This is a genomic window from Photobacterium rosenbergii, assembly GCF_003026455.1.
Taxonomy (GTDB): Bacteria; Pseudomonadota; Gammaproteobacteria; order Enterobacterales; family Vibrionaceae; genus Photobacterium; species Photobacterium rosenbergii.
On record NZ_PYMB01000011.1, the window covers coordinates 76,206 to 100,727 of the forward strand.

The 24,522-nt window shown below is 48.0% G+C and carries 22 protein-coding genes; 14 read left to right on the plus strand and 8 right to left on the minus strand.

Translation table 11 applies throughout. From position 1 onward, the window contains the following. Nucleotides 1-506: 506 nt before the first annotated feature. From araA to C9J01_RS19020, 3 genes are read right to left on the minus strand one after another with little or no spacing between them, the layout of a single operon-like run. On the minus strand, nt 507-2,003 hold the full coding sequence (araA, locus tag C9J01_RS19010) for an L-arabinose isomerase (protein ID WP_107299713.1): 1,497 nt from the start codon (nt 2,001-2,003) through the stop codon (nt 507-509). A 10-nt stretch (nt 2,004-2,013) separates the two neighbouring features. Next, nucleotides 2,014-2,703, minus strand: a complete 690-nt coding sequence (locus tag C9J01_RS19015) for an L-ribulose-5-phosphate 4-epimerase (RefSeq protein WP_107299714.1) — start codon at nt 2,701-2,703, stop codon at nt 2,014-2,016. Continuing rightward, nucleotides 2,703-4,388, minus strand: coding sequence for a ribulokinase (locus C9J01_RS19020; RefSeq protein WP_107299715.1), 1,686 nt, complete (start codon nt 4,386-4,388; stop codon nt 2,703-2,705). Before C9J01_RS19020 ends, C9J01_RS19015 begins: the two co-directional genes overlap by 1 nt. Before the next feature lie 175 nt (nt 4,389-4,563). On the opposite strand from C9J01_RS19020, the gene C9J01_RS19025 reads away from it, so the two are divergent. The 4 genes from C9J01_RS19025 (at nt 4,564) to C9J01_RS19040 (ending at nt 8,452) form a co-directional block, all read left to right on the plus strand. Then, the gene (locus C9J01_RS19025; protein ID WP_107299716.1) at nt 4,564-6,093 is read left to right on the plus strand and encodes an alpha-N-arabinofuranosidase; all 1,530 of its coding nucleotides are present in this window, start codon (nt 4,564-4,566) and stop codon (nt 6,091-6,093) included. A gap of 1 nt (nt 6,094) precedes the next feature. Then, entirely contained in the window at nt 6,095-6,376 is a 282-nt protein-coding gene (locus tag C9J01_RS19030) for a DUF6171 family protein (protein WP_107299717.1), read from the plus strand. A 168-nt stretch (nt 6,377-6,544) separates the two neighbouring features. Beyond that, nucleotides 6,545-7,018, plus strand: a complete 474-nt coding sequence (locus C9J01_RS19035) for a YtfJ family protein (protein ID WP_107299718.1) — start codon at nt 6,545-6,547, stop codon at nt 7,016-7,018. 75 nt (nt 7,019-7,093) lie between these two features. Next, nucleotides 7,094-8,452: a methyl-accepting chemotaxis protein gene (locus C9J01_RS19040; RefSeq protein WP_158264567.1), complete on the plus strand. Its 1,359-nt coding sequence runs from the start codon at nt 7,094-7,096 to the stop codon at nt 8,450-8,452. Between the two features lie 722 nt (nt 8,453-9,174). Here the strand turns inward: C9J01_RS19040 and C9J01_RS19045 are convergent. Beyond that, nucleotides 9,175-9,615 (minus strand): TetR family transcriptional regulator, encoded by a 441-nt coding sequence (locus C9J01_RS19045; RefSeq protein ID WP_107299720.1) that lies wholly within the window; start codon nt 9,613-9,615, stop codon nt 9,175-9,177. A 445-nt stretch (nt 9,616-10,060) separates the two neighbouring features. Here C9J01_RS19045 and C9J01_RS19050 point away from each other — a divergent pair, with 445 nt between their 5' ends. Continuing rightward, on the plus strand, nt 10,061-11,071 hold the full coding sequence (locus tag C9J01_RS19050; RefSeq protein ID WP_237157009.1) for an HD-GYP domain-containing protein: 1,011 nt from the start codon (nt 10,061-10,063) through the stop codon (nt 11,069-11,071). Between the two features lie 37 nt (nt 11,072-11,108). Here C9J01_RS19050 and C9J01_RS19055 read toward each other — a convergent pair whose 3' ends face one another. Further along, on the minus strand, nt 11,109-12,524 hold the full coding sequence (locus tag C9J01_RS19055) for a replication initiation protein (RefSeq protein ID WP_158264568.1): 1,416 nt from the start codon (nt 12,522-12,524) through the stop codon (nt 11,109-11,111). A 775-nt stretch (nt 12,525-13,299) separates the two neighbouring features. Between C9J01_RS19055 and C9J01_RS19060 the strand changes: the two genes are divergently transcribed. From C9J01_RS19060 to C9J01_RS19080, 5 genes are all read left to right on the plus strand, one after another. After that, nucleotides 13,300-14,388 (plus strand): replication initiation protein, encoded by a 1,089-nt coding sequence (locus C9J01_RS19060; RefSeq protein ID WP_107299722.1) that lies wholly within the window; start codon nt 13,300-13,302, stop codon nt 14,386-14,388. A 673-nt stretch (nt 14,389-15,061) separates the two neighbouring features. Continuing rightward, a complete protein-coding gene (locus C9J01_RS19065; protein WP_107299723.1) occupies nt 15,062-16,261 on the plus strand; it encodes an AAA family ATPase in 1,200 nt (399 codons plus the stop codon). Between the two features lie 8 nt (nt 16,262-16,269). Beyond that, nucleotides 16,270-17,232, plus strand: coding sequence for a ParB family protein (locus C9J01_RS19070; RefSeq protein WP_201797842.1), 963 nt, complete (start codon nt 16,270-16,272; stop codon nt 17,230-17,232). Between the two features lie 177 nt (nt 17,233-17,409). Further along, nucleotides 17,410-17,664, plus strand: coding sequence for a helix-turn-helix domain-containing protein (locus C9J01_RS19075; protein ID WP_107299725.1), 255 nt, complete (start codon nt 17,410-17,412; stop codon nt 17,662-17,664). A 21-nt stretch (nt 17,665-17,685) separates the two neighbouring features. After that, on the plus strand, nt 17,686-18,984 hold the full coding sequence (locus C9J01_RS19080) for a type II toxin-antitoxin system HipA family toxin (RefSeq protein ID WP_336596078.1): 1,299 nt from the start codon (nt 17,686-17,688) through the stop codon (nt 18,982-18,984). Here the strand turns inward: C9J01_RS19080 and C9J01_RS19085 are convergent. Further along, nucleotides 18,947-19,864, minus strand: a complete 918-nt coding sequence (locus C9J01_RS19085; RefSeq protein ID WP_107299727.1) for an oxidoreductase — start codon at nt 19,862-19,864, stop codon at nt 18,947-18,949. The two genes, C9J01_RS19080 and C9J01_RS19085, sit on opposite strands and share 38 nt — an antisense overlap. A 99-nt stretch (nt 19,865-19,963) precedes the next feature. Between C9J01_RS19085 and C9J01_RS19090 the strand changes: the two genes are divergently transcribed. After that, the gene (locus tag C9J01_RS19090; protein WP_107299728.1) at nt 19,964-20,338 is read left to right on the plus strand and encodes a MerR family transcriptional regulator; all 375 of its coding nucleotides are present in this window, start codon (nt 19,964-19,966) and stop codon (nt 20,336-20,338) included. Between the two features lie 310 nt (nt 20,339-20,648). On the opposite strand, the gene C9J01_RS19095 is transcribed toward C9J01_RS19090, so the two are convergent. Continuing rightward, complete coding sequence (locus tag C9J01_RS19095) at nt 20,649-21,542, minus strand: LysR family transcriptional regulator (protein WP_107299729.1); 894 nt, start codon at nt 21,540-21,542, stop codon at nt 20,649-20,651. A 154-nt stretch (nt 21,543-21,696) separates the two neighbouring features. Here C9J01_RS19095 and C9J01_RS19100 point away from each other — a divergent pair, with 154 nt between their 5' ends. The 3 genes from C9J01_RS19100 to C9J01_RS19110 all read left to right on the plus strand — a co-directional run bounded on the left by C9J01_RS19100 (nt 21,697) and on the right by C9J01_RS19110 (nt 23,835). Continuing rightward, complete coding sequence (locus C9J01_RS19100; protein ID WP_107299730.1) at nt 21,697-22,116, plus strand: nuclear transport factor 2 family protein; 420 nt, start codon at nt 21,697-21,699, stop codon at nt 22,114-22,116. Between the two features lie 79 nt (nt 22,117-22,195). Continuing rightward, nucleotides 22,196-22,936 (plus strand): SDR family NAD(P)-dependent oxidoreductase, encoded by a 741-nt coding sequence (locus C9J01_RS19105; protein WP_107299731.1) that lies wholly within the window; start codon nt 22,196-22,198, stop codon nt 22,934-22,936. A 170-nt stretch (nt 22,937-23,106) separates the two neighbouring features. After that, nucleotides 23,107-23,835: a prephenate dehydratase domain-containing protein gene (locus tag C9J01_RS19110; protein WP_107299732.1), complete on the plus strand. Its 729-nt coding sequence runs from the start codon at nt 23,107-23,109 to the stop codon at nt 23,833-23,835. Nucleotides 23,836-24,023: 188 nt separating this feature from the next. On the opposite strand, the gene C9J01_RS19115 is transcribed toward C9J01_RS19110, so the two are convergent. Next, entirely contained in the window at nt 24,024-24,320 is a 297-nt protein-coding gene (locus C9J01_RS19115; protein ID WP_107299733.1) for a hypothetical protein, read from the minus strand. Nucleotides 24,321-24,522: the final 202 nt, after the last annotated feature.

Here is a 24,522-nt window from a genome sequence, read left to right on the forward strand (position 1 = left end):
TACAGTTTTTTTCTTGGGCTTCCATAGTTCTAGTAGTTGATCTAGCTTGCGTGTGAATTTTAACTAATCTTTTCGTTATTTAGAGTTTTGAAAAGGGGGGGACAATAGAACACACAATTTAGTGCTTAAATTAAAGAAGACAAGATTATCGAACTGACGCTGCTGAACCCTCATGCGACATTAATGCAATTATTGAAGGAGTTAAATCAACACGACATCATCGTGAGTATCGGCACGATTAAAAACATCTGGAAGGAAGAAAAGCTCAACACTAGAGAGCTTAGGATTAAAAAATTACAGTCGTGAATATCGACGTGTGAGGCAAGCGCGTAACTTGAGCACTAGAATATAGGAGCATGACAGAATCGGTTGGTATTTATCCCGTCATGTTCCCTCAGTAATGACAAGTAATCAGACCTTACCCTCAGCTCGGTTTACTGGTGCGATAACACGTGAAGGACAGTAGACTTTAGAAGCCCCGCAGTGCGGGGCTTATTATTAAGGGCTTATTTGTTCAGACGGTAGTATAGCGCGTTGTGGCTGAGCTCTTGTTTGAACGATTGGATTTGGGTGTTTTCGTTGATGTTCACAATCTCGATACCGGCAATGGTTGCGAAGTCATACATCATTTCCGGCGTTACCGCCTGTGAGAACGTGGTGTGGTGAGCACCACCGGCATGGATCCAGGCGCCGGCAGCAACCTTAAGGCTTGGTAGCGGCTCCCATAGCGTGCTGGCAACCGGTAGGTGCGGCATCTCTTTCTCTGGGCGGACCGCCTCAACCTCGTTCATGATCATGCGGAAGCGCGGGCCAAGGTCGATCACCGAAATGTTGATACCGTAGCCTTCTTTTCCGGTGAAAAGCATACGAGGCACAAGCACGTTACAACCGATGGTGTGACGGTGGATCTCGATAGTCGGCTTCTTGTTGGCAATGGTCGGGCACACTTCCAGCATGTGGGCACCCAGTACCTGATCAACATCGGCGAAATTGTAGGTGTAGTCTTCCATGAAAGACGTACCGCCCGCCAGACCCGTTGCCATCACTTTCATGATGCGGGTGAATGCCGCGGTTTTCCAGTCACCTTCGCCGCCGTAACCGTAGCCCTGCTCCATCAGGCGCTGGGTTGCTAGTCCTGGCAGGCCAGACATACCGGTCAGATCTTCAAAGCAGTTGGTGTAGGCCATGCAGCCTTTGTCTTCAAGAAAGGCCTTCATACCCAACTCAAGGCGGGCTTCTTTGCGCAGTAGTTCGTTGGTTTCCTCTTCGCTCGCCAAATCGCCAATCACCACATCGTACTGGGTGTGGTAGACGTCGAGCAGCACATCCACGTCTTTGTCTTCGACCTTGTCAATGAACTTAACCAGCTCGCCAACACCGTAACCATGGACTTCGAAACCGAACTGGATTTGAGCCGAGACTTTGTTGCCATCCGTCACCGCCACATTACGCATGTTGTCGCCAAAGCGGGCAACGCGTAGGGTTTGCGCTTCGGCCCACCCCATCGCTGCGCGGATCCAATCATCCAGCTCCTTGTGCACTTCACCGTCTTGCCAGTGACCGACGATCACCTTGCGGTCTAACTCCATCGCCGCCCCGATGAAACCAAACTCGCGGCAGCCGTGTGCGCTCTGGTTGGTGTTCATGAAGTTCATGTTGATGCTGTCCCAAGGCAAACCCGCATTGAACTGGGTGTGCAGGTGAGCAAAAGGTTTGTTCAACTGGCTCAGGCCCGCAATCCACATTTTTGCCGGGCTGAAGGTATGCATCCAGGTAATGATCCCGGCACATTCAGGATCGTTATTGGCTTTTTGCACAATATCGAGGATCTCCCCTGCCCCTTTGGCTGTCCCCATGTAGACAATTTCTGCTGAGATTTGCTCTTTGCGGTTGAGGCCTGCAACGATATTGTTTGAGTTGGCGTCTACTTCTTCGAGTACCTTCGGGCCATACAGGTGCTGTGAACCGGTTACAAACCAGATTTTCTTGTTAAATGCTTTCATTGTTTTACCTTTACTTCTGCCCGTAATAGGCGTCTTTGCCGTGTTTGCGCATGTAGTGCTTGTCTAGCAACTCTTGTGGGATGCGGGTGATACGTTGGTTGATCATGATGGTTTCCGTCGCCATCTTGGCGATCTCTTCCAGCACGACGGCGTTGTGTACTGCATTTTTCGGCGACGTTCCCCACGTAAAGGGGGCGTGTTCACGTACGATAATTCCCGGTATCACCATTGGATCGATTAAACCAATGGTTTCGATGATTACCTTGCCGGTATTTAACTCGTACTCGCCTTTTAGCTCTTCTCGTGTTAGCGCGCGTGTGCATGGAATGTTTCCGTAGAAGTAGTCTGCATGAGTGGTCCCCAGGGCCGGAATATCACAACCGGCTTGCGCCCATGCCGTCGCCTTTGGTGAGTGGGTGTGAACCACCCCGGCGATATTCGGGTATTCCTTGTACAGGGCGAGGTGGGTTGCGGTATCAGAAGATGGGTTGAGGCCATCACCCATCACCTTACCCTCAAGGTTGACCACCACCATGTTCTCCGGGCTGAGCTCTTCATAAGGGACCCCGCTTGGTTTGATCACCACCAGTCCTTGCTCGCGGTCGATGCCAGACACATTGCCCCAGGTAAAAGTCACCAGGTTGTGCTTTTGCAGCAGCATGTTGGCTTCGTATACCTCTTTCTTGAGTTGCTCTAACATTACATTTCCCCTTTAACGCCAGACATAATGAGGTTCTCGATTGACTGACCAAGAGTTTGGTAAGCTTCGAAGCGTTTCTGGTAGATCTCAGATTCCTGGGGTCTTGGGCTGTATACCTGACACACCGGGCTAGACATCACCTTCTGTGCTTCTTGAGCGTTAGTGAATAGACCTGCTGCGACTGCCCCGAAGATGGCGGCACCAATTGCACAGCACTGATCAGACTCAACAACGGAAATTCTGAGGTTCAAACAGTCACTCATTGTCTGCATAACAAGTGGTGACTTTTTGGAGATACCGCCAATGGCGATAACACGTTTGATATCTACGCCTTGGGCCTGGAAGCACTCGGTGATTGACTTCGCGCCAAAAGCTGTGGACTCAACAAGGGCGTGGTATAGCTCGGGCGCATCAGAGCCCAAGTTGAGGTTGGCGATAGCGCCAGTTAGTCGCTGGTTCGCATTAGGGGTACGGCGGCCATTGTGCCAATCCAGTGCGATAGCACCTTCACTGTTGTCGTTGTAGCCGACGGCAGTGGTCAGCATTGGGAAAATGCTTTCCTCAATATCTTTACATACCTGTTTGTCTTCAGGGTTCTGATCACGCCATTGCTGCAGCGGCCAGGACAGCAGACGCTTGTACCAGGCGTAGATATCACCGAAAGCAGACTGGCCGGCTTCTAGCGCAACCAGGCCCGGCAGGGAGCTACCGTTCACCTGACCGCAGATACCGTTGATGGTTTGCTTGCCCAACTCTTCGGCATCAACCATGAGGATGTCACAAGTGGAGGTGCCGACGACTTTCACTAGATCGTTTTCGCCTGCACCAGCACCGACAGCGCCCATGTGACAGTCGAATTCACCGACAGCAACGGCAATACCTTGGTTCAAGCCCAGTTTTGTCGCCCACTCTTCGGTTAGTGTGCCGGCTTTCTCGTCAGATGTGTGCACCGTCTTGGAATACTTAGAGCGCATTCCTTCCAGTGTCGGTGAAATCGCGGTTAAAAACTCTTGGGATGGAAGGCCGCCCCAGCTTTCGTGCCACAGCGCTTTGTGGCCAGCCCCGCAGATCCCCCGCTTGATTTTGTTAGGGTGTGTGGTGTCGGTAAGTAATGCCGGGATCCAGTCACATAGCTCTACCCAACTATGGGTGTGCTTGTGTATCTCGTTATCTTGTTCTGCAATGTACGCGGCCTTTGACCAGTACCATTCAGAAGAGTAAATACCGCCAACATACTTGGTGTAGTCTTCGAACTCGTCCGAAGCGGCAAGCTTGTTGATGCGATCTGCCATTTCCACAGAGGTGTGGTCTTTCCATAGAATGAACATCGCGTTGGGGTTTTCCCAGAACTCAGGTTTGAGTGCCAGCACTTCGCCATTGGCATCAACAGGAGCCGGCGTAGAGCCGGTTGTATCCACCCCGATCCCGACAATTTTTTTCGCGATCCCCTCTTCCGAATCAGCTATCGCATCCTGGATAGCTTTGGTCATTGCATTGATGTAATCGGATGGGTGTTGACGGAACATCGACTTGGATGGGTCTGAAAAGGCACCGTTCATCCACTGTTTGTAGAAAGCGACACCGCTTCCCTTTTCCTTGCCATTTTGTGCACTCACGATAACTGCGCGCACAGAGTCTGAACCGAAGTCCAAACCAATCAGATATTTTTTGTCAGCAGGCTTCATTCTTATTCACCGTCAGTTAATTTGCCGACAAGGTACAACATAGAAATCTGTCGAAATGAGACAGTAAACACATTAAGCAAATAGCGGATGGTGTTTGTTAAATATCGTAATTGTCTGTTTTGGCACTCAGGCGCAAAGTGAGCCTCGACATTAGATCCCGCTTAGGACAAGCACGATGAAAAAATTAATCATTAATGAAAATAAAAAGCTAAATCAGATCTCTGAGGACATCTATGGCCACTTCGCAGAGCACCTGGGGCGCTGTATCTACGAAGGTATTTTTGTTGGCAAAGACTCAGACATTCCTAACGTTAACGGTATGCGTACCGACGTGGTTGAAGCGCTACAGGAACTAGAGATCCCTGTTCTTCGCTGGCCGGGTGGTTGTTTTGCTGAAGACTATCACTGGAAAGAAGGCGTGGGCCCTCTTGAGCAGCGCAAGCCTGTGATCAACTCACTATGGGGTGGTGTGCTTGAGTCTAATCACTTTGGTACCCATGAATTCTTCGAACTGTGTGAACAGCTTGATTGTAAGTCTTACGTGAACCTTAACATGGGCTCTGCCTCTGTGCGCGAGATGCAAGAGTGGGTCGAGTACATGACAGGCGAAGTGGATTCCGAACTGGTACTTCAACGCAAAGCCAATGGCCGCGAAGAACCGTTTGAGCTGGACTATGTCGGGATCGGCAACGAAATGTGGGGTTGTGGCGGTCACATGAACCCAGAGCACTACGCTTCTGAGTTCCGCCGTTACAACAACTTTGCGCGTACTTACAACTGGAATGCACCTTTCCGCCGTATCGCTTCTGGCCCTAACCGTGGTGACTACGATTGGACAGAGAGAGTAATGAAAGGTCTTATGACTAACCATGATGGTCGTGATGAGATCGATGACTACTACCACATGACGGGTTCTAACGTTACTGGTCTTGCTCTTCACTACTACTGCTTCCCTAAAATGGAGCACCCTCGTGGTTATGCGACTGACTTCGACGGCGGCGAGTACTACCGTACCCTAGAAAGCGCGGCTCACATTGAAGAGTTAGTCATCAAGCACTCTGAAATCATGCGCAAGTACGATCCAGAAGGTGAAGTTAAGCTGATGGTTGATGAGTGGGGTGCTTGGTACCAGACTGAAGACGGCACAAGCCCATTCTTCCTGTACCAACAAAACGCAATGCGTTGTGCTCAAGTTGCAGCAATGACTTTGAACATCTTCAACAAGCACTCAGACAAGATCGACATGGCTAACATTGCTCAAACGGTTAACGTTCTTCAAGCAATGATTTTGACGGAAGGTGACAAGATGATCACTACCCCGACATACCATGTGTTCAACATGATGAAGCCGCACAAGAACGCTTCTCTAATCGAATCTCGTCTAGAAGGCGTTGAGAAGATTGGTGTTGAAGGCGCTCAAGTTGCTGACCTATTCGAGTCTACCTCTCGTACGCGTAAAGGCGTTATCACCACTACGCTAAACAACACGTCTATGACTAATGCTCATGAGCTTGTTGTCGAGTTCGCAGAGCTTAAGCCAGAAAACGTTACAGCTACTATCCTAGTGGGTGCGCCTGACGCGCATAACACGTTTGAAAACCCTGAAAATGTCGTTCCTGCCGATTTCACAGACTTCGAAATCACTGATCAAGGCATCAAACTGACTGTTCCAGCCTGTGCCGTAATCACACTGCAGGTTAAGTAATATGACAAGCAGCCTACGCGAGTGCAAAGCCTGCATCATGGCAAAAATAGATGCTGAGTTTGCAGCGAACCTTGAACAGAAGATCAAGCATATTGACGATGAACTGAAGGTAGACCCCTCAACATACCAGGAGCGAATGTCGATATGTGAAGGGTGTGAGAAACTGATTCAGGGGATATGCCGGGCGTGTGGCTGCTATGTCGAACTAAGGGGCGTCATGAGAAGGAATACCTGCCCCTATAACAAATGGGTAGCAATACCTGAAGATGTAGAAGACCGATAACAACAGCCCCTCTTTTGAGGGGCTTTTTTTAGGTGCATGGGTGTTATTACGATATTTAACAAACGCCGCCCGCTATTTATCAAAGGTGCGCAATGTCTATTTTTTTGTTTTCTTCCTGCCGCACTATAAGCACCAAGACACCGAAACACTATTAAAGGAATTTAGATTATGTCCAATATCGTTGTAGGCCAGAAACTACCAGAGTTCGAAATTGTTAAAGGTGGCGTTGCGACAGCATCTGGCAGCTTTGAGGCGTGGGGTTCAGACGAACTAGAAGGCCAAGCGGTTTACTTTGTGGCAAATGCGGGTCATGGCGAGTCAAACGACATGCACCACGAGACGTCAACCAAGATCCAGGAAGCGGGCGATATTCGTATGTGCCGTATCATCAATGCCAAAGACGCGCCAATGGGTGCAGGCATGTTCATCAAAGGTGAATTCAAAAAAGCGGCTGTTGCCGATGAATCTAACCTTTACATCATGGACAGCAAAGGTGTGATTGCCAAAGAGTTGGGTATGCAGAAGAAAGGCGCCGTGGTTGCTGTACTTGATGCTGCCGGTACTGTTGTTTACACCCACGAAGGCGTTGTAGGTACTGACGAAGAAGCAAAAATTATGGAAGCCATTGCTTCTGTGAAGTAAGCAAAAACTGTTAGCTATGTTTTGGCGGTCTTATGACCGCCTTTTTTATTTTTGATGCACGGGACAGGAAAGGTCATGACAAAAATAATGGAAAATTGGTCTATCAAAAAACAAATATCAGTGCCGACAGTCGCTGTAGGGTTGCTCTTCTTTGTGTGTCTGGTTTACACCATTGCCGATCTCAGCGGTATTTCGGCGCAAGCCTTTCGAGCGATAAAACAATCTGAGCGGCACACACAGCAACTGGTCATAAACGTCAAAGAGGCAAAGTCTCTATCTGAAGCGAGCAGACTGGTTCAAGCCTTTCAACAGCAGCATCAAAATGATGTCAAAGCGGCCGTCAACAGGTTCAATGCCAACCAGGCAAGCAGTGCACAAGTCCAAGGATTGTTGATTGTCGTGAGTATCTTCCTGCTCGCGATTTTCGTTCCGCTATATGTTGCCCGGTTGATAGTGGGCAAAATCAAGGAGATCGAGACGGCTGTCATTCGGATTGCCGAAGGGGATATGACCACCCATATTCCGGATGTCGGTAGTAATGAAATTGGCAGTTTGGCCAAAAGCCTGAACAAGACAACCGCCCGGTTAAATACGATAGCCTGCTCGTTGACCGAGATTGGCGCTACCGCTGACGGTGCCACCAAAGAGTTGGCCACCATCACCTCTGCCGCCGAGTCGAATGCAGAAACACAGAAGTCTCAGATTGACTCTATTGCCTCTGCCATCAACCAGCTCTCCAGCGCCGCTAGTGAGGTTGCCACCAGTGCGACCAGTGCCGATTGCTCGACGAAGCAGGCTGCTCATTTATCAGAGCGAGGGCTCAGGGCGTTTCAAGACAGTGAGGTTGCTACGGATTTGTTGAACGGTGAGCTTGGCGAAACCGCAACACTTATCACTGCCCTTGCCAAACAGTCAGAAGAAATTGGCCAGGTTATCAATGTTATCGAGGGTATTTCGGAACAGACGAATTTGTTGGCGCTTAATGCTGCCATCGAGGCGGCACGGGCCGGCGAGCAAGGGCGTGGTTTTGCGGTTGTTGCCGATGAGGTACGTACGCTTGCTGGGCGAACACAGCAATCTACAGAACAGATCCAGGCCATAATAGAAAGCTTGCAGACCAAAGCCCACATCGCCAATGAAAGCATGCTGGCTAGCCTTGAGAAACTAGACCAAAACAAAACGATGATGGCCAAGGCCAGTGAGCTAATTACCGGCATTACTGCATCCGTTGAAAGCATCAGTACCATCAATGCGCAAGTTGCCGCGGCCTCTGAAGAGCAATCCATGGTTACTGAGCATATCAATTCAAACATAACCTCAGCGCTCGATATCATTAACGACAATATCGCCGGTATTAATCAGTCTGCCTCTGCAGCACAAGCCTTGTCGGTGTTGGCGGAGAAGCAAAAACAACAGCTGTCATTTTTTAAATAGCCTATAGGGACAAGGTTTTGGACCATAAAAAAGATGGAGCTTTGGAGATTGTTGTGCGAATACTGGCTAAAACCAATCGATATGATCTGTTGGCGAGGATCCTGCCTGTATGTCTGTCTAGCGATAAGCACAATGATGAGGCCGAGAAAGAAAATAGCCCTAATCATCATGCAGAAAATAAAAACACGGCAAAATAGAAGATGGTCATGATGAACCTCGCTGGGGCGAAACAAGCGTCTTTAACACCCATTATGACGGACAGTGTACTTTATAGTGCGAGGTTTATTTGCTAAAGTAATATTTTACTTTTACATTCAAAAGTATTATTAGGGCGCCATGTCCGGAATCTGCTAACCAACGCTATGTAATGGCAATGTACCTTTGCCCGCTGTGTGCGGGCTCTTTTTTATGTATTGTTATCGTTTTAACCCAGGGTTTGCGGAGCATGCTGTCCCGCACATGGGCAATCACTAAGGCCCTGACCTTACCAGTTCATAACCTGACGGGGTTTGAGCTAAGGTTACTTTGGGATCATCCCAAGTCAGGTGCGTGGTGGACCCGCAACCAAACAGGAACAAGGCTGCTGCTACTAGAATGATTTTCTTCATTTTGTACCTCTCGCTGTGTATCTAGCCTAAAGGTAGCCAACAAAAATCGTCCGTTATTCCAATAATTAAGACATGGCATGATGCGTTTGTGTGTAGCGTTAAGTTTACTTTCGATCATTCATTCTCTGCGAGATTCACAACCGCATAACCAATACTCATATAAATGCAGCGTTCAACTTCTGCAGGATCGCCTGCAATCTTCTCGAATAGCCCTTTGACACCTCGCTGAGGCGATATGATGGCCCCTGAATGACTAATGGCTTTTACGAAGTCTTGATCATGGTGAATGGCATAGACCCACGAAGTAAAGAAAGCGTCTGGAGAGGTATAGATAAGTGGCTTATCAATGATTTCGACGAACATCGGGATCAAAACATCGATGAGATCGGCTTTATGTTTAAAGTGCGCGTTGATGCCCGAACGGGTGATCCCCGCCTTTTTGGCTATGGTACCAAAAGTTAATTTTTCAAAGCCCTCGTTCATCGCGATTTCAAACGAAACGTTGATAATTTTTCGTCGTGTTTCGGCTGCAACCGCCTGGCTCACTCTTGGCATGACTCGCTCTCCAAAAAGGTCTCTGTCTCTTATACGGTATGAGACATTGCAAACAGGTGCCATAGTAACAGCATTTTTCTTTTCATTGGATAACTACTTGAATGTAGTTGCCTTCCTTTTGGCTCAGTTTGTTTTCACCATTTCAGCTGATGACAATGTAATATTGCACTTAATAGTCAGTGTCTATTATTTGTTGTTTTTATGACGTGTGCCTCTTTTTGTAACTTTGTTAGCAACCTGCTTTGCTGTAAAAAGGAAGTAGAAAAACGTTAGTAGCTATCGATTATTGGGTGTCCTAATAAGTCCATGATTAAACCTATCGTTTTGGGGTTTATCGGCACAGACGATCTATTTGAATAATTAATATCCAGATGCTCTGGTTAAAGGTCTAATTAAGATTATTAATTGTTTGATTAATAAATTATATTTCAAAGGAATAGCAATATTGAAAAAACTCAGCCTATCGGTATTACTACTTATAGGGGGAGTCGTGTACTACTCGGTTGGCGCTCCACCCTTGCTTACTTTCGGCAACGACCTTGGCTTGCATACAACACTGTTTAGCGCTTTATTCGCCATGTTGCTGTTAACGTTGTTTTCTATTTATCAAACGCTCTCGCGCTATATAACTTCAGATATACATAAGTTGTCATTTGGAAATGGAGATTTTGCTTATAGGGTATTGGTCAGTTTTACGATTACCCTGATACTCAGTGCCGCTGTGATAGGTTTGATTTTGCAGCAAGATAAACAACATGGTGTGATGCTTATTTTCATCCTGATGGCCTTCTTCACCTTACCTTCCACCCTTTTTACCCTATATTTTGGAAAAAAAGCCAATGACAGTCTGCGAGAGTCGCGTTATGAAGTGATTCGCCGTCTAGGCCATGCGGCAGAATTCAAAGACAATGAAACGGCCTTACATATTATTCGAATGAGTTTCTATACCAAGATCCTTGCCAATAAACTGAAGATGAGCAAAGAATGGCAAGAACTTATCTTCACCGCTGCGCCTATGCATGATATCGGCAAGATTGGTGTACCCGATGCGATTTTGAATAAAAAAGGAAAATTAACTGCAGAAGAGTGGGTTATAATGCGAAAACACCCGCAATTCGGGGCCGATATTATTGGCCATCACAATAGCACCTTATTGAAAATGGCGCGTGATATCGCCATTGCCCATCATGAAAAGTGGGATGGAACCGGATACCCAAATCAGCTTAGCGGTAATGACATTCCGTTGGCATCTAGGGTTGTCGCCATTGCTGATGTGTTTGATGCCTTGACGAGTGAGCGCCATTACAAGAAAGCCTGGGCCTTCGAGGAGGCCGTGGCTTACATTGTTGCCGAATCAGGTCAGCATTTTGACCCAGACATCGTTAGGGCTTTCACCAAGTCTATTCCTGAGTTTAAAGTCATTCATCATCGATATTCAGATAAGATTGACCACTAAATATAAAAAAGGTATTTCTCTCGCCACTGAAAGCCTGTTATTGATCGCCAATATGCCCAGTTTTATGCAAAGCTAGGCAGGTCAGACGCGTATAGAACTCATCGCTTAGGCTAATACCAAAATCCTTGAGCAGGCTGACATTGATCGATAGCTGATGGAGTTCATCGAGGCTAATAAGCTCAGACATTTCACTGATGTTATCAATATTCAGTGCCATTAGTTTCTTGTATGTACTGATCACACCAATCTCTTCTTGGGTTATTCCGCTGGAAAGCCCCGCATCCTGCTCCATCGCCCTCTGTTTTGCTTGTGCGATGGCGGCACTCTCCTCGACGACATGTTGCAAGCCTGCGTATATGGTTTTCTTAATGTCATCGACGTCACTTTTTGCGTTAATAACACCGTTCTGCTTGAGCTGGACCAAAATTTCCTTGCAGAACTTATCGATATCTAACCCGTCATAGCCCGCTGTCAGCTCAGGCTGGGCTGCGAGAGCTTGTTCGCATGCATTGGCAGAGTTGTATTTCAAACAGAAGCGGATGTGGGTGACCGGGCGGCCACGGCCTGCTTTGTGCCGGCCTGAGAGTAACTCGTGGCCCAACCCTTCGCTATCTGTTGCGGTCCACACCCCGCCAGATTCATTTAGCAATTGGGTAAATGACGGCGTCAGGACATTATTGCGCAGATCTTTGATCGACGGATAAATTCTGATCCGGTTCCATTTCGGCTCGTTCGGGTCGCGAACCTTGATGTAGTCGCCAATCTTTGCCCCTGCCTGCATCGCTTCTTGTGGGTCGTCGTAGACCTTGAAATCGACACCGAACAAGCGCCTGAACTCTTCGATCTCCATGGTAAATTCAGTGCGGTTCTTATCCCTGCTGACCAACTCTAGCAGGCGGATAGCATGGGGGCTGGAGAGCTTGGTCCAGATCTTGAGGTCAACCACCGAAAACCCCCTGGAATGTTCCATGAAAATCGGTACCGCTGTATCAAGCACACCGAGCGTCAGCTTCTTATTTTTGTATTCGGCAAAAGGCACCGGCACGAACGACACGAAAGAATCCTTGCCGTTGTGATCTTCCAGCATCACCACTTTGTTGGTGATAGCCTGGCACGAGCGTTTCAGGGTTTTATGGAATGAGGTCGGTTTGACCCCAAGGAAAGACAACACCGTTTCGTAGTCAAAGGTATGGTAGCGGTTTACTTCCATCTGCTCTGAGGGGATATAGTTGTTGTAGTGCTCCCTGGCCTGGGCGGATGTCATCGTTTTTGTTAGCGGCTTGCCGACCGGGTCAACCTCGTACAGTCGGTTGCGCTCCTGCTGCATGCCCAGCATCACCAGAGCCGTCATACAGCGTTGGTATCGGGTATAGTCCTGCCGTCCGCGAAGGAACTTATTGGGGATCACCAGCGAGTCGGGAATTTTGCTCAGGTGCTTTGGCTTTTTGTTCATAGTGGGGTTCTCGCGAACAGACATATTACGGTCAGTCAGCTGCCGTTTAAAAATAGGAGCTACCTATATTTTAACTCCTCTTCTTGCGGACAAGCACTCCCCTTCACAGCGTTTTTTTATCCCTATCGGTGCCTTTATGTGCATAGGTGCAGGCGGTGATCTGGTTTTACTCCCTTTCCGATATGGTTATGCTCCTATTAGTATCGGGTTCTACTCCCTTTTTCATCGGGTTTGGCTCCTATTCAATATGGTTACACTCCTCTCCTATCGGGCTTTACTCCTTTTCATTGCTTATAAATGATTGTAATTAATGAATTTTTATGTACCTAAAGTAATAAAGCTCTTTAAGCTCTATAAAGAATTAAAAGTAATTATTAAAAGTGCTGTGGATGTGTGGATAACTGTTCCTAACATGCAGTTATATAACGGAATACTAGGTTGCCCAGACTTAGGTTGTCGCTAACTGATGTGCTAAGCACAGTTTGCAGTGGGGAATTTGGTTGTTATGGAAAAGGGAGTCGATGACAATGATAAAAATCTAGTGCACTATAATTTTAAATGCCCCAATGATTAAAATAAATAACTACCAACAGAAAAGTTCTAAGACCAATAACAAATAAGCTCAACACGATAACGTTCCGTGACGGTGTCACTTTCACATGTTTAGTAACTCTTTTACCCGTTTTGGCCAGAATTGCGATCCTGTTCAGCACCTGGCACCGTAGAATTTGCATAAGCCACAATTCTGTTATTTAATGCCAGAATAATGTCATCTATGGAACATGTCGTGAGTAAAGACACTAACTATCCCGCGATTGGGCCGGCACTGCCAAAGCATATCAAAAAGGGCCATCAACTGGTCTTCAGCCGCCAAGATCTCTCCGCCCGTGAAGCCGATTTGTTTGCCCTGATGATGGCACATATGAAAGAGCCGGACTGGTTCAACAATACCCCTGTCTATTCCTTTTCCTGCAGCCAACTCTCTGAATGGCTTGAAATTGATTCACGCCATGTAGGATCGATCCTTAGTCCGGTGGCCGAACGACTGTCACAGCGTAAAGTCGGGATCCGCGGTGTCTCTGAAAAAGGTGATGAAGAGTTTGACTACATTCCTTTCTTCAAACGTCTGACTTATAAAGACGGCAAGTTGATGATGATCCCCAATGATGAGCTTCGAACTGAATATATTGAATATAACCAGGGTTTTGCTCTTATCAACACCCGGAATTTCTTCAACCTCAAGAAAGAATACTCTAAGCGTCTATACGAGCTATTGAGCCGTTTCAAGACCGAAGGCACTACGATGAAAGTCCAGAATATCGACGATCTAAAAGGTCTCTTCGGTATCCTGGATGAAAAAGGAAAGCTCAAAGCTGATAAAAGTTCCTTTAAAAACAACAGCGTGTTTATGAAGCGGTGCATCCGCGACAGCATCGATGAGATATCCACTAACCCACAGACACGTAAAGAGCTGCTGTTCTTAACCAGTGATAAAGGCGAGAAAGGCTACCGCTTATATAAGCAAGGCCGCAAGATTGTCGGTATCGAGTTTCTTTACCGCTGGCTAGAATCCGGTACGGTTCAAGAACTTAACCTTCAAGCAGCGAAAGAAACGATCCGCAAACTAGAAGTGAAACGGCTGCAATCCGGTGAAAAACTTGGCATTGATGAGCTGCGCCTATTGGCTGATGCCTATCGTGCTATTGATCATATCGACACTGCCGAACAAATCGAACGAAGCATTGCCGAACGCCAACTAGAAGAAGTTCAGAATCAACAAGATAGTGCCCAAGCTGACGAATTCAATGACATGCTAGCCAAAATCGAAGCCCTTAAAGAGATGGGTGGCAACCCCCAGTATTGATCATATTTATGGCGTCATAGCGTTTTGACGCCATAAATGTGTTATCTATCGCCTTCTAAACCCTGACAGATATCACAATTCTGGCTTACCCCCCTATAAATAACATAATTATGGTGCGCCACATGCATTAAGCCATAAATATGTTATCTATAAGCCAGAAAACTGTCCTTCAAACACCATAAATAAGATCAATGACACCACATATATGATCATCAACGCCATAAAAAGGATCATAACAGCCAGAAAAGTGTTATTTATACGCCAGAAATGTGATCAATAAGCGTTGTTTTAACCTTATAAATCAGTTGGTTACAACTCCTATAGATCTTATAGATCAATAGTATTAATAGATTAATATAGAAAAATAGATCTTATAGTCACTGTGGATAAGTGGAAAATCAAAGATTTACACACTTACCCACAGCAGCCATCAAATTCTTTCTCTCTTTGTTTCTAACCAATGTAGCCTCGACCCCGCAAAAATCCCCTACTAAGCCAAGATCTTCTCTTACAGCGCGTTACAGAGCGTCTGTGAAGGTCAATCAGCGGGTTTAGACAAAATAGTACAACAAAAAAATAGAAGCAGATCATACAGATTTTGATTTACTTTTTTTCTTATATGCAGCATTATGGCTCTAAGGCTAAAATGCTGCATATTAAAGGAACGCACGATATGTATGACCCACAACACCTGATCACACGAGTCGCTGAGCGCTCAGAACGTATGCTGAGCTCACTCACTGAGCAAATTAAACAGCAAAAAGAAGAACTCGATTCCGATACGTATTACCAGGTGTACTCCAAAGCCGCTGTCGCCAAATTACCGAAGCTAACCAAGGCTATCGTTGACAAAACGGTTGGAGAGATGGAAGAAACTGGCTACGTATTTGAAAAACGCAAGGCAGGCAGCTCTGAAAAGTACGCCATGTCTATCCAGAACATTGTTGATATTTACCATCATCGTGACGTTCCGAAATACCGCAACAAGCATGACCAAGCCTTCACTGTCTTTGTCGGTAACCTAAAAGGCGGTGTATCGAAAACGGTAAGTACCGTATCTTTGGCGCATGGCCTACGCACCCACCCTCACCTGCTGCAGGAAGATCTTCGCATTCTGGTGATTGATCTTGATCCTCAGTCATCGGCGACTATGTTCCTTAACCATGCTCATTCTATTGGCTCAGTGGACGCCACTGCTGCTCAGGCTATGCTGCAGAATGTCTCTCGCGAAGAGCTTCTTGATGAATTCGTTGTTTCATCCGGCGTCCCGGGTGTGGATGTGATCCCGGCTTCAATTGAAGATGCATTCATTGCATCAAGCTGGGACGAACTGTGTGCCGAGCATCTACCAGGCCAGAAAACCCATGCCGTGTTGCGTGAGAATGTGATCGATAAGCTTGTTGGTGACTACGACTTTATCTTTGTCGATAGCGGCCCACACCTTGACCCGTTCTTGACCAACGCGCTGGCAAGTTCTGATCTGCTGATGACGCCGATCCCACCGGCCCAGGTTGATTTCCACTCAACCCTGAAATACCTCAACCGCCTGCCTGAGCTACTGGGTATGATTGAGGAATCCGGTACCGAACTGCGCGTTGTCGGTAATATCGGCTTTATGTCGAAGTTGGCCAACAAAGCTGACCATAAGTTGTGCCATAGCTTGGCCAAAGAAATTTTTGGTGGCGACATGCTTGATGTTGCCCTTCCTCGCCTTGACGGCTTCGAACGTTGTGGTGAGTCATTCGACACTGTGATTTCAGCAAACCCGGCCACTTATGTCGGTAGTAGCGAAGCGTTGAAAAATGCCCGTATTGCTGCGGAAGATTTTGCCAAAGCAGTGTTCGATCGAATTGAATTTATCCGTACAAACTGAGGTAAGTGATGAGTAAGAGAAAAACAATTGGCCGTACTTTTAGCGGTACGTCACTGGCCTCTGAAGCACCGAAAACCAATGCTAACCAGACATTCACTCTAGCATCGGGCAATACAGCCACTTTCAGCCTGCAAGAGATCCCTGCAGCTGATCTGGCTAACAAAACTTTCGTTGAACTGGTGACTAACGGTCGTGATCAGCAGGCATTGACCGAAGAGTCAGTGGCAGACATTGCCCGTACCATTGGTTTGCAGCAATTTTTCCCGGCGATTGGCCGCAAGGTTGAGGATCGTATCGAGATCCTCGATGGTTCTCGCCGCCGGGCTGCGGCGTTATTTAGCAATGTTGGTTTGAAAGTACTGGTTACCGAAGAGCCAATCAGCGCTGAAGATGCCCGCCAACTGGCAGCTGATATCCAAACAGCCCGTGAGCACAACCTGCGTGAAGTCGGTATGCGCTTGCTGGTACTGCGCGATAGTGGTTTGAACCAGAAAGAAATTGCTGAGTCGCAAAAGCTATCAACGGCGAAAGTAACGCGTGCTATTCAAGCTGCGACTGTCCCTGCCGAAATGCTGGCCGTTTTCCCGGATCAATCCGAGCTTAATTATCCGGACTACAAGCAACTGCTAGAACTAGCAACGTCTCTGTCTACGAAGGGTATTGATCTCGCTGATGTGATTGCCCAGGTAATGGTTGATAAAGATGAGCTTGATGCAGGCCTTGCTGTTGATGAAGTGAAAGCCGCATTGATCAAAGCTTACCGCCATGCGGCTGACGAGTTGTTGGCAAAACCAGCCGCTAAGAAGGCCAAAATTGAAAAGCTATGGAAATTTGAAGATACCAACACGTTCGCTCGCAAACGCAGCAAAGACCGTGCTTTTAGCTACGAGTTCAAGCGTTTGCCAAAAGCGCTCCAGAGTGAGCTTGATAAGGTGATTGCCGAAACATTGCAAAAGCACCTGGCCGAATAAGCATCGCCAACGCGCTAGACTTCAGTGTCAGAGTTAAAAGCAGGGCGATCCGAAAGGGTTGCCCTGTTTTGTATCTGCTAACGGTTATAGCGTGTAAAACTGGATTTAACGGTTATACCGTGTAGAATTGATTTTACCGGTTATCGCGTGTAACGTTGTCATGTAGAAAGGTGCGCAATGAAAGTAACGTCAGCCTCCCAGCTCAGCCATTTACTGCAAGAAAGCCGCAAAGAACAAGGCTTATCACAGTCGAATACCGCGCAAAAAGTCGGGATCCGGCAGGACACGGTATCTAAATTCGAAAATGCACCGGAAGGCACCCGGCTTGATACCTTATTTAAATTGCTTGCGGCGCTCGATCTGGAATTGGAAGTCCGCCCGCGTGGTGAACAAGCTAGCTCCGACACCGAACAATGGAAAGAGGAATGGTAAATGGCTGATTTGATGGTGGCGATGAACGGCTATGAAGTGGGCATACTGCACCAGTCCCCCACCGGTGCCCACCGCTTTCACTATTCACCAAGTTGGCTCGATACCCCCGGTGCGCGACCTATTTCGTTGTCGCTGCCGCTTGGCCGGCGTCCTTTTCATGGCGAGGCAGTCTATAACTTTTTCGATAACCTGCTGCCGGACAATATGCAGATCCGCCAACGTATTGTGGCCCGCCATCAGGCCAAATCCAGTCAGCCCTTTGATTTGCTGGCCAAGATCGGCCTCGACAGTGTCGGCGCGTTGCAGATCTACCCGTTGGGCACCAATCCCGGCGATGTACGGCACATTAGCTGCAAACCACTCGATGACAGTGCGTTGGTACGCATCCTCAAGGGTTACCAAAGTGATGCCCCGCTGGGCATGATTGCCGAGGAAGACGACTTTCGTATATCCCTGGCTGGCGCCCAGGAAAAAACCGCCTTGCTGCGCAGAGATAATACCTGGTGTCTGCCGCAGGGCAGTACCCCGACCACCCATATTATCAAACTGCCGATTGGCGAGATCCAAAGCCATTCCTATACCATCGATCTTGCCGAAAGTGTTGAGAATGAACTGGTGTGCCTTCGTTTGGCCAAAGCGTTCGGGCTGCCTGTTGCCGAGGCTGATGTGCTGGATGTAGCCGATATCCGCGCGTTATCAGTCTCGCGTTTTGACCGCCGTGAATCCAAAGATGGCCAGTGGATCATGCGCTTGCCGCAAGAAGATTTTTGCCAGGTACTCAATATCTCGCCGGGTCGTAAATACGAGGTCGATGGCGGCCCCGGTATTGCGGAAATCATGCGTTATCTTCTGGCTTCCGAACAGCCAGATGCCGATCGTCGTGAATTCATGCGGGCCCAAGTCCTGTTTTGGCTGCTCGCGGCGACCGATGGCCATGCCAAGAATTTCTCGGTATTCCTATTGCCCGGCGGTGCCTTCAGGCTGACTCCTTTATACGATATTTTATCTGTTTACCCGGTGATGGGTGGCAAGGGGGTGTCGGAGCGAAAAGCCAAGATGGCCATGGGTTTGTATGGTGAATCCGGCCGTCACTACAAATGGTATTCATTGTTCCCCCGTCACTTCTTGGCTACGGCTCGGGCGGTAGGGTTTTCAGAGGCAGCGATGCAGCAGATCTTGGATGAGTTCCGCGACCGTGCCTTTGAGGCCGTTGAGACCGTACGTGCATCTTTGCCTGATGATTTTCCCCACCATATCAGCGACGCTATTTTGGACGGGGTGCTTAAGCGAGCCCGTCGGTTGGGAAACGAACACCCGTAATATCTTCAGAAAAATCCCAAAGCTGCTGGGCCAGCGCGGCATTGACGTATTTCGGGGAAGCTTTGTGTAAGGCCGGCGATCCCCAAATGCCATATCTTGGGCCATAGAGCCCTTGTGGTTTGATATTTGGCGCCGTAGCGGCCAGCAGTTGTGAGCGGCAGCCATTGTCGACAGAAGAAGCTAAGCTGCGTGAAAACACTCCCCCTACCCCAATAGTTTGCTGTCGTTCGGTACCCGTTAGCCCCGGATGGGCGGCTACTGACATTGCATTAGCGCCGATGCTGTCGAAGTAGCGTTGTAGCTGATAGCTAAACAGCAGGTTGGCCAGTTTACTGTCGCCATAGGCTTTGACCCGGTGATAGGGGCGTTGTTGCCAATTGAAGTCGTCGAAATTGATTGTACCGTATTTGTACCCCCCGCTGCTGACGGTGACAACACGGGCATGATCAGCAGAAAGCAGTGCGGGAAGTAGTCTTCCGGTCAAAGCAAAGTGACCAAGATGGTTGGTGGCCATGTGCATTTCAAACCCTTCAGGTGTGGTTTGTCGCTGGGCTAAATTAACCACGCCCGCATTGTTCACCAAGATATCGAGCTGGCTGTACCGGCTGGTAACTTGATGGACGAAATTTTCAATTGACTGGCGGCAAGTCAGATCCAACGAAATCACATCCAACTCAGCTTCCGGCAGTGTCTGGCGCAACCGGTTAATGGCTGCCTTCCCTTTTTCCTCGTTACGGCAGGCGAGTACTACTTTGGCGGCATTGCGGGCCAGCTCTAGTGTGGTTTTAAAACCTAAGCCGGTATTCCCCCCAGTGACAATCGCTGTCTTTCCCGTTAAGTCAGGTATGTCTTTGAGTGACCAGCATCGTTTTGTTGTCATCGAAAATCCTCATTTTGATATGGCTTTGTTGAGCCTGTTTTGAATCTATGCCGGTCAGTGTAAACTGTGTGGTATACCACACAGTCAAGGGGGACGTTTATGCTTATCGGACAATTATGCAAAGAAGCTGGGGTTTCTAGAGAATTAGTGCGCCATTACGAATCGCTCGGCTTGTTGGTGTCGTCCCCCAGAACGGCAGGCAGTCGGACTTACCGGGAGTTTTCAGCTGACTCTCCGAATCGGCTCCGTATTATCAAACAGGCGCAGGCTATCGGATTTACGCTCAAGGAAGTGGAACCCTTGCTTAATGCCTTCATGTCGCAGGATCTGACACGCGCTGAAGCTTTGTCGGTGTTAGATGAAAAACTCGAGCGGATAGAACGCATCATCCAAGATGCATTGGAGGCCAAAGCGACCTTGCTCTCAAAGATCGAGACCATCCGTGCCAAAGACGGTTCAGGCTGTCTGAAATAGTTTTTGTGTCGTCGTTGAGAGAACAATCCGATCGATCTCTCAATTACCATTTCGGTTATTCCTGATGTGAAATATCGCAATAGAGCCTATCTAGGGAATGGGGCACACTTAACTCGGGGCAAGGAGGTTTGCCTTTTTGGAATTAGCAATGATATACACCTTGAAGTCGGTTTATTGTTTGCCTTTTCTCCTGATTAAGTTGGGTGTGCCAGGTACTACCCCCCTGATTTTAGGCAAGTAATGTTGTTGACCCGGGCAGTGTAGACTGCCCTTTTTTTTGCCTGAAATTCATAGCGGCATAATAAAGCCATTATAGGTATCTACCTTCCAGCTTCTCTTTCAAAAAGTCGATAAAGCACCTGACTTTCAATGGGACATAACGATTTTGCGGGTAGATGGCATGGATTGGGATGTTATCTGCCTCATAGTCGGCAAGCACCTGTACTAACTCTCCGCGCTTGAGGTGTTGGTCTACCATCCATATCGGTAATTGGGTGATGCCCATACCGGCCAGTGCGATTTCCAGGTTTGTTTCACCACTGTTGCTACGGAATATCCCTGATACGGAGACTGAACTCTCGACACCACTGTGTTTGAAGTGCCAATTGTTCAACGTTTTCTTATAGGTATACACAATGCAGTTGTGGTGCTTGAGGTCGTCAGGTGTTTTGGGCTCGCCATATTGCGCGATATAACCTGGCGCTGCCACTAAGAGTTGCGGATTAGCAAACAGTGGCCTGGCGATTAAGGTGGAGTCTTCCAGTTTGCTGGCGCGGATGGCGACATCTATTCCCTCGGCGACCATATCTATACGTCGCTCTTCCAGCACCATATCGACTTCGATATCAGGGTAGGCCCGTAGGAATTCTGCAATTAACGGCGCCAGTACCAATCTTCCCAATGGGACTGAGGCGGCAATGCGCAATGTTCCCTGTGGCGTGCTGACCTTGGAACGTAATCGGGCTTCAACCTCGTCAATTTCTGCCAGCAGCGCAATGCAATTCTCGTAGTATTCCTCGCCCACTTGGGTGAGAGACAAGCTCCGACTGGTACGGATCAGCAACTTGACGCCTAGTTTGTTTTCTAGCGCTGCCACCTTCTTGCTGATCGTCGCTTGGGAGGTGTTCTGCTCCCTTGCTGCAGATGAAAAACTGCCGGTTTGAATGACACGCACAAAGGTACGCATAGCGCTGAGTTGGTCCATATATGCTTTCGATTTTGGAATAGATGCTATGCACTTTAGCCCAGTTCTATTCGATATTCATCATAAGTACTATTTTCCCGACAGCGAGTCAGCCACCTGATCCCTTTGTTCGGGAAGTCTGACAGTAATGAATAACCGATACGGATGAATACCCATGACCAACACTACCTATACCAAAGAAACTCATACGCCTGCCGCGATTCGAGCGGCCATGGATCACCTAATTGACCGGGCAACCAATTTTGATATCGAGGCACTAGATACTATCTACCATGACGATTTCCATACCACACTGGTTATGCCTGATGGTAGCGTGATGACATATAACAAACAGGCGTTCAAAGCCCACTTTGCCAAGCAGGCCGAAGAAGGCAAAACCCAGCTGAACACCTGGGCTGACTGGCATGATTTCCATGTGCTGGGAGACAGTGCGGTATGTGTTTTGAGCCGCATCCACAGCGGCATGAACGGCGAGGAAATGAAGTTGTTGTGCAACATCGAATTCCGCTTTGAAGACGATCGCTGGCAAGTGTTGCGTGAGCAAATCTTCCTGCGTCCACTCTCTGAAGGCTAAGCCTCTTACATAGCTACATTTCAATTTAGGCAGGAGCGCGGTTCTTTGTGCCCTGCCCTCATCATTTAAAGGAAATACGATGGAAAATAAAGTGGTTGTGATCACCGGTGGCAGTAACGGGATCGGAAAGTCGGCGGCCCTCGCCTTTGCCCAAAAGGGGGCCAAAGTGTTGATCACCGGTCGTCACATTGATGCGCTAGAGCGTGTAGCCGCCATGAATAACAATATTATGGCGTTGGTTGCCGATAGCCGTTCCCCACAAAGTGCCGACCTGATTGTGAATACCGTTATCGAACAATGGGGCCGGTTGGACGTATTGGTGAACAATGCAGGTGCCGGAGCGAATGCGAAATTGGACGAGATGAACGAGCAAGCGATCACCGACATTTTCTCGGTCAATGTTGTGGCGGCGAGTTTATTGGCCAAGACCAGCCTACCCTACCTGAAAGCGAGCAAAGGCGTGATCGTGAATGTGTCTAGTACCATTGGCCATATGCCGGCAGCCAACCTTTCCCATTACGGGGCAAGTAAGGCGGCGCTCGATTATTTGACCAAGTCGTGGGCTTTGGAGCTTGCGCCGGACATTCGGGTCAATGCTGTGGCTCCTGGCCCAACAGACTCTGGCGCCTTGACTGGAATGATGGGGCTGACCGAACAGCAGGCCAAAGAGGTCGAAGATCAGGAAAGGGCGATGATCCCAATGGGGCGTCGAGGGGTACCGGAAGACATCAGCCGCTGGATAGTCCTGCTCGCTGAACCGTCAAGTTCATGGGTAACGGGGCAAGTAATTGGTGTTGATGGTGGTCTGGGACTGAACTAAACCTAGAGCCAAGTTTTGCTTGGCTCTGCTGCTTCTTTTTTCCAAGCCCCTTCCCTTACCATTTACTATTAACTGCTCAGACCTTATTTAGTGATAAGGTTAATAAAACCAAACGGATGAAATTGTCATACTAAACGGTTCACACTCCACATACTGTAAAGGAAATACGGATGTTAAAACCGCTGGGGATCGCCCTAACTGCTTCTACCCTTCTATTCTCAAACCTTGCACTTGCCGGTGAGCATGTTTTTGCACAAGCCTCAAAAGGCAGCTTCAACGACGCGGCTATTACAAAGCTGTTTGAACAACAGCCAGCGCTAAGTGCGTCCGTGACGTTTGCGGGGACACCAAGCAACACTTTCAAGCAATCTATTGAGCATGATGCCCTCGCCTTCAGCGCAGTAGAGAACAGCACCATCGATGGCCGTTTGGTGCAGGCCACGGTTGAAGCCTTTCAGCAATACCGCCTGGTTGAAGCCAAGGCTTTCATCACCACGCCGATTGAAATGTGTGTGCTGATGAACAATCAGGATGTCGCCAACGACACGGCCATTACCACTATTGCCTCCCACCCAGCTGCCCTTAAACAGATCGATAGCTGGAAAAATAGCTTCGAGCCTAAAGAGCTAGCAATCCCAGAAGGGACGGCAGCGGCAGCCCAGAAGGTTGCAAACCAAGAATTACCGTCCGGCACGGCAGCGATTGGTGCCTGTGTACTGAGTAACGTCTACCCCAACCTAAAAGTGGTCGAGCAAGGCGTGCAGGATAACAAGAACAACAAGACCTCGTTCTTGCTGATGGACGTCGAACCGCGTGAAGAAAAAATCAGTGAAGCACAGGCGCGCAAAGAACTAACCGCAGCCATTGAGGCGGGCAAGAAACTGGCGAAAGCTGGGTAGTTAGCTTGATAGATACCCGTGGGATGTACGGGAGTTTGTTATCCATACGCATTTCATGGCTAACTAGTTGATAAATAGTAAGTGTTGATGGCGATTTCAGGGTGAAATCGCCATGGTTTCGGGCTGGGTTATAGCCGTATTAATGAGAGATCTTCTTCTGAGTGAGTCATATAATAAATGACTGGGTATCATAATGATGATCCTTTCTTGCCTGTATAGCCATTGAAGAACCATGTGCTTAGATAGTCATGTTGTGAGGCGGAAGCTTTACCATTAGGTTTACCAAATCTTGTAGTAATGATTGTCTCGCCCTCGGTGTTCTTTCTCGCTCTGATAATATTATTGCTGTAGTGGATGTATGTTTTATCGCTACGCCCTTTATCAAAACTGATGTATTGCTTCCTTTCATTAGCGGTGTAGCCCTTTGAGATTAATACCTTATAAAGCTCTTCTGAAATGGCATCAGTAAGGGTTAACACTTTCATCATTTGCTCCTTGGTTTGTGCTTTTATTGATGGCATTGTCGAAGCTTAGCCGCTAGCTAAGGTGCCGTTAATATTAGAGGACATAATTATCTACGCTAGTTGAGAAGAAATATTCCTTGGAAGTTAAGTAATCAGTTTTAATAGCATCTATGTGTGAAGCCAGTTGTTCGTCACCTTCTCTTAATGTTCAGCCTAATAAGGT

Bases quoted from the DNA above. Each gene is read 5' to 3' on its own strand.
- araA (WP_107299713.1), bottom strand. From the start codon at position 2,003: ATGAAAGCATTTAACAAGAAAATCTGGTTTGTAACCGGTTCACAGCAC.
- C9J01_RS19015 (WP_107299714.1), bottom strand. From the start codon at position 2,703: ATGTTAGAGCAACTCAAGAAAGAGGTATACGAAGCCAACATGCTGCTG.
- C9J01_RS19020 (WP_107299715.1), bottom strand. From the start codon at position 4,388: ATGAAGCCTGCTGACAAAAAATATCTGATTGGTTTGGACTTCGGTTCA.
- C9J01_RS19025 (WP_107299716.1), top strand. From the start codon at position 4,564: ATGAAAAAATTAATCATTAATGAAAATAAAAAGCTAAATCAGATCTCT.
- C9J01_RS19030 (WP_107299717.1), top strand. From the start codon at position 6,095: ATGACAAGCAGCCTACGCGAGTGCAAAGCCTGCATCATGGCAAAAATA.
- C9J01_RS19035 (WP_107299718.1), top strand. From the start codon at position 6,545: ATGTCCAATATCGTTGTAGGCCAGAAACTACCAGAGTTCGAAATTGTT.
- C9J01_RS19040 (WP_158264567.1), top strand. From the start codon at position 7,094: ATGACAAAAATAATGGAAAATTGGTCTATCAAAAAACAAATATCAGTG.
- C9J01_RS19045 (WP_107299720.1), bottom strand. From the start codon at position 9,615: ATGCCAAGAGTGAGCCAGGCGGTTGCAGCCGAAACACGACGAAAAATT.
- C9J01_RS19055 (WP_158264568.1), bottom strand. From the start codon at position 12,524: ATGAACAAAAAGCCAAAGCACCTGAGCAAAATTCCCGACTCGCTGGTG.
- C9J01_RS19060 (WP_107299722.1), top strand. From the start codon at position 13,300: ATGGAACATGTCGTGAGTAAAGACACTAACTATCCCGCGATTGGGCCG.
- C9J01_RS19065 (WP_107299723.1), top strand. From the start codon at position 15,062: ATGTATGACCCACAACACCTGATCACACGAGTCGCTGAGCGCTCAGAA.
- C9J01_RS19070 (WP_201797842.1), top strand. From the start codon at position 16,270: ATGAGTAAGAGAAAAACAATTGGCCGTACTTTTAGCGGTACGTCACTG.
- C9J01_RS19075 (WP_107299725.1), top strand. From the start codon at position 17,410: ATGAAAGTAACGTCAGCCTCCCAGCTCAGCCATTTACTGCAAGAAAGC.
- C9J01_RS19080 (WP_336596078.1), top strand. From the start codon at position 17,686: ATGAACGGCTATGAAGTGGGCATACTGCACCAGTCCCCCACCGGTGCC.
- C9J01_RS19085 (WP_107299727.1), bottom strand. From the start codon at position 19,864: ATGACAACAAAACGATGCTGGTCACTCAAAGACATACCTGACTTAACG.
- C9J01_RS19090 (WP_107299728.1), top strand. From the start codon at position 19,964: ATGCTTATCGGACAATTATGCAAAGAAGCTGGGGTTTCTAGAGAATTA.
- C9J01_RS19095 (WP_107299729.1), bottom strand. From the start codon at position 21,542: ATGGACCAACTCAGCGCTATGCGTACCTTTGTGCGTGTCATTCAAACC.
- C9J01_RS19100 (WP_107299730.1), top strand. From the start codon at position 21,697: ATGACCAACACTACCTATACCAAAGAAACTCATACGCCTGCCGCGATT.
- C9J01_RS19105 (WP_107299731.1), top strand. From the start codon at position 22,196: ATGGAAAATAAAGTGGTTGTGATCACCGGTGGCAGTAACGGGATCGGA.
- C9J01_RS19110 (WP_107299732.1), top strand. From the start codon at position 23,107: ATGTTAAAACCGCTGGGGATCGCCCTAACTGCTTCTACCCTTCTATTC.
- C9J01_RS19115 (WP_107299733.1), bottom strand. From the start codon at position 24,320: ATGAAAGTGTTAACCCTTACTGATGCCATTTCAGAAGAGCTTTATAAG.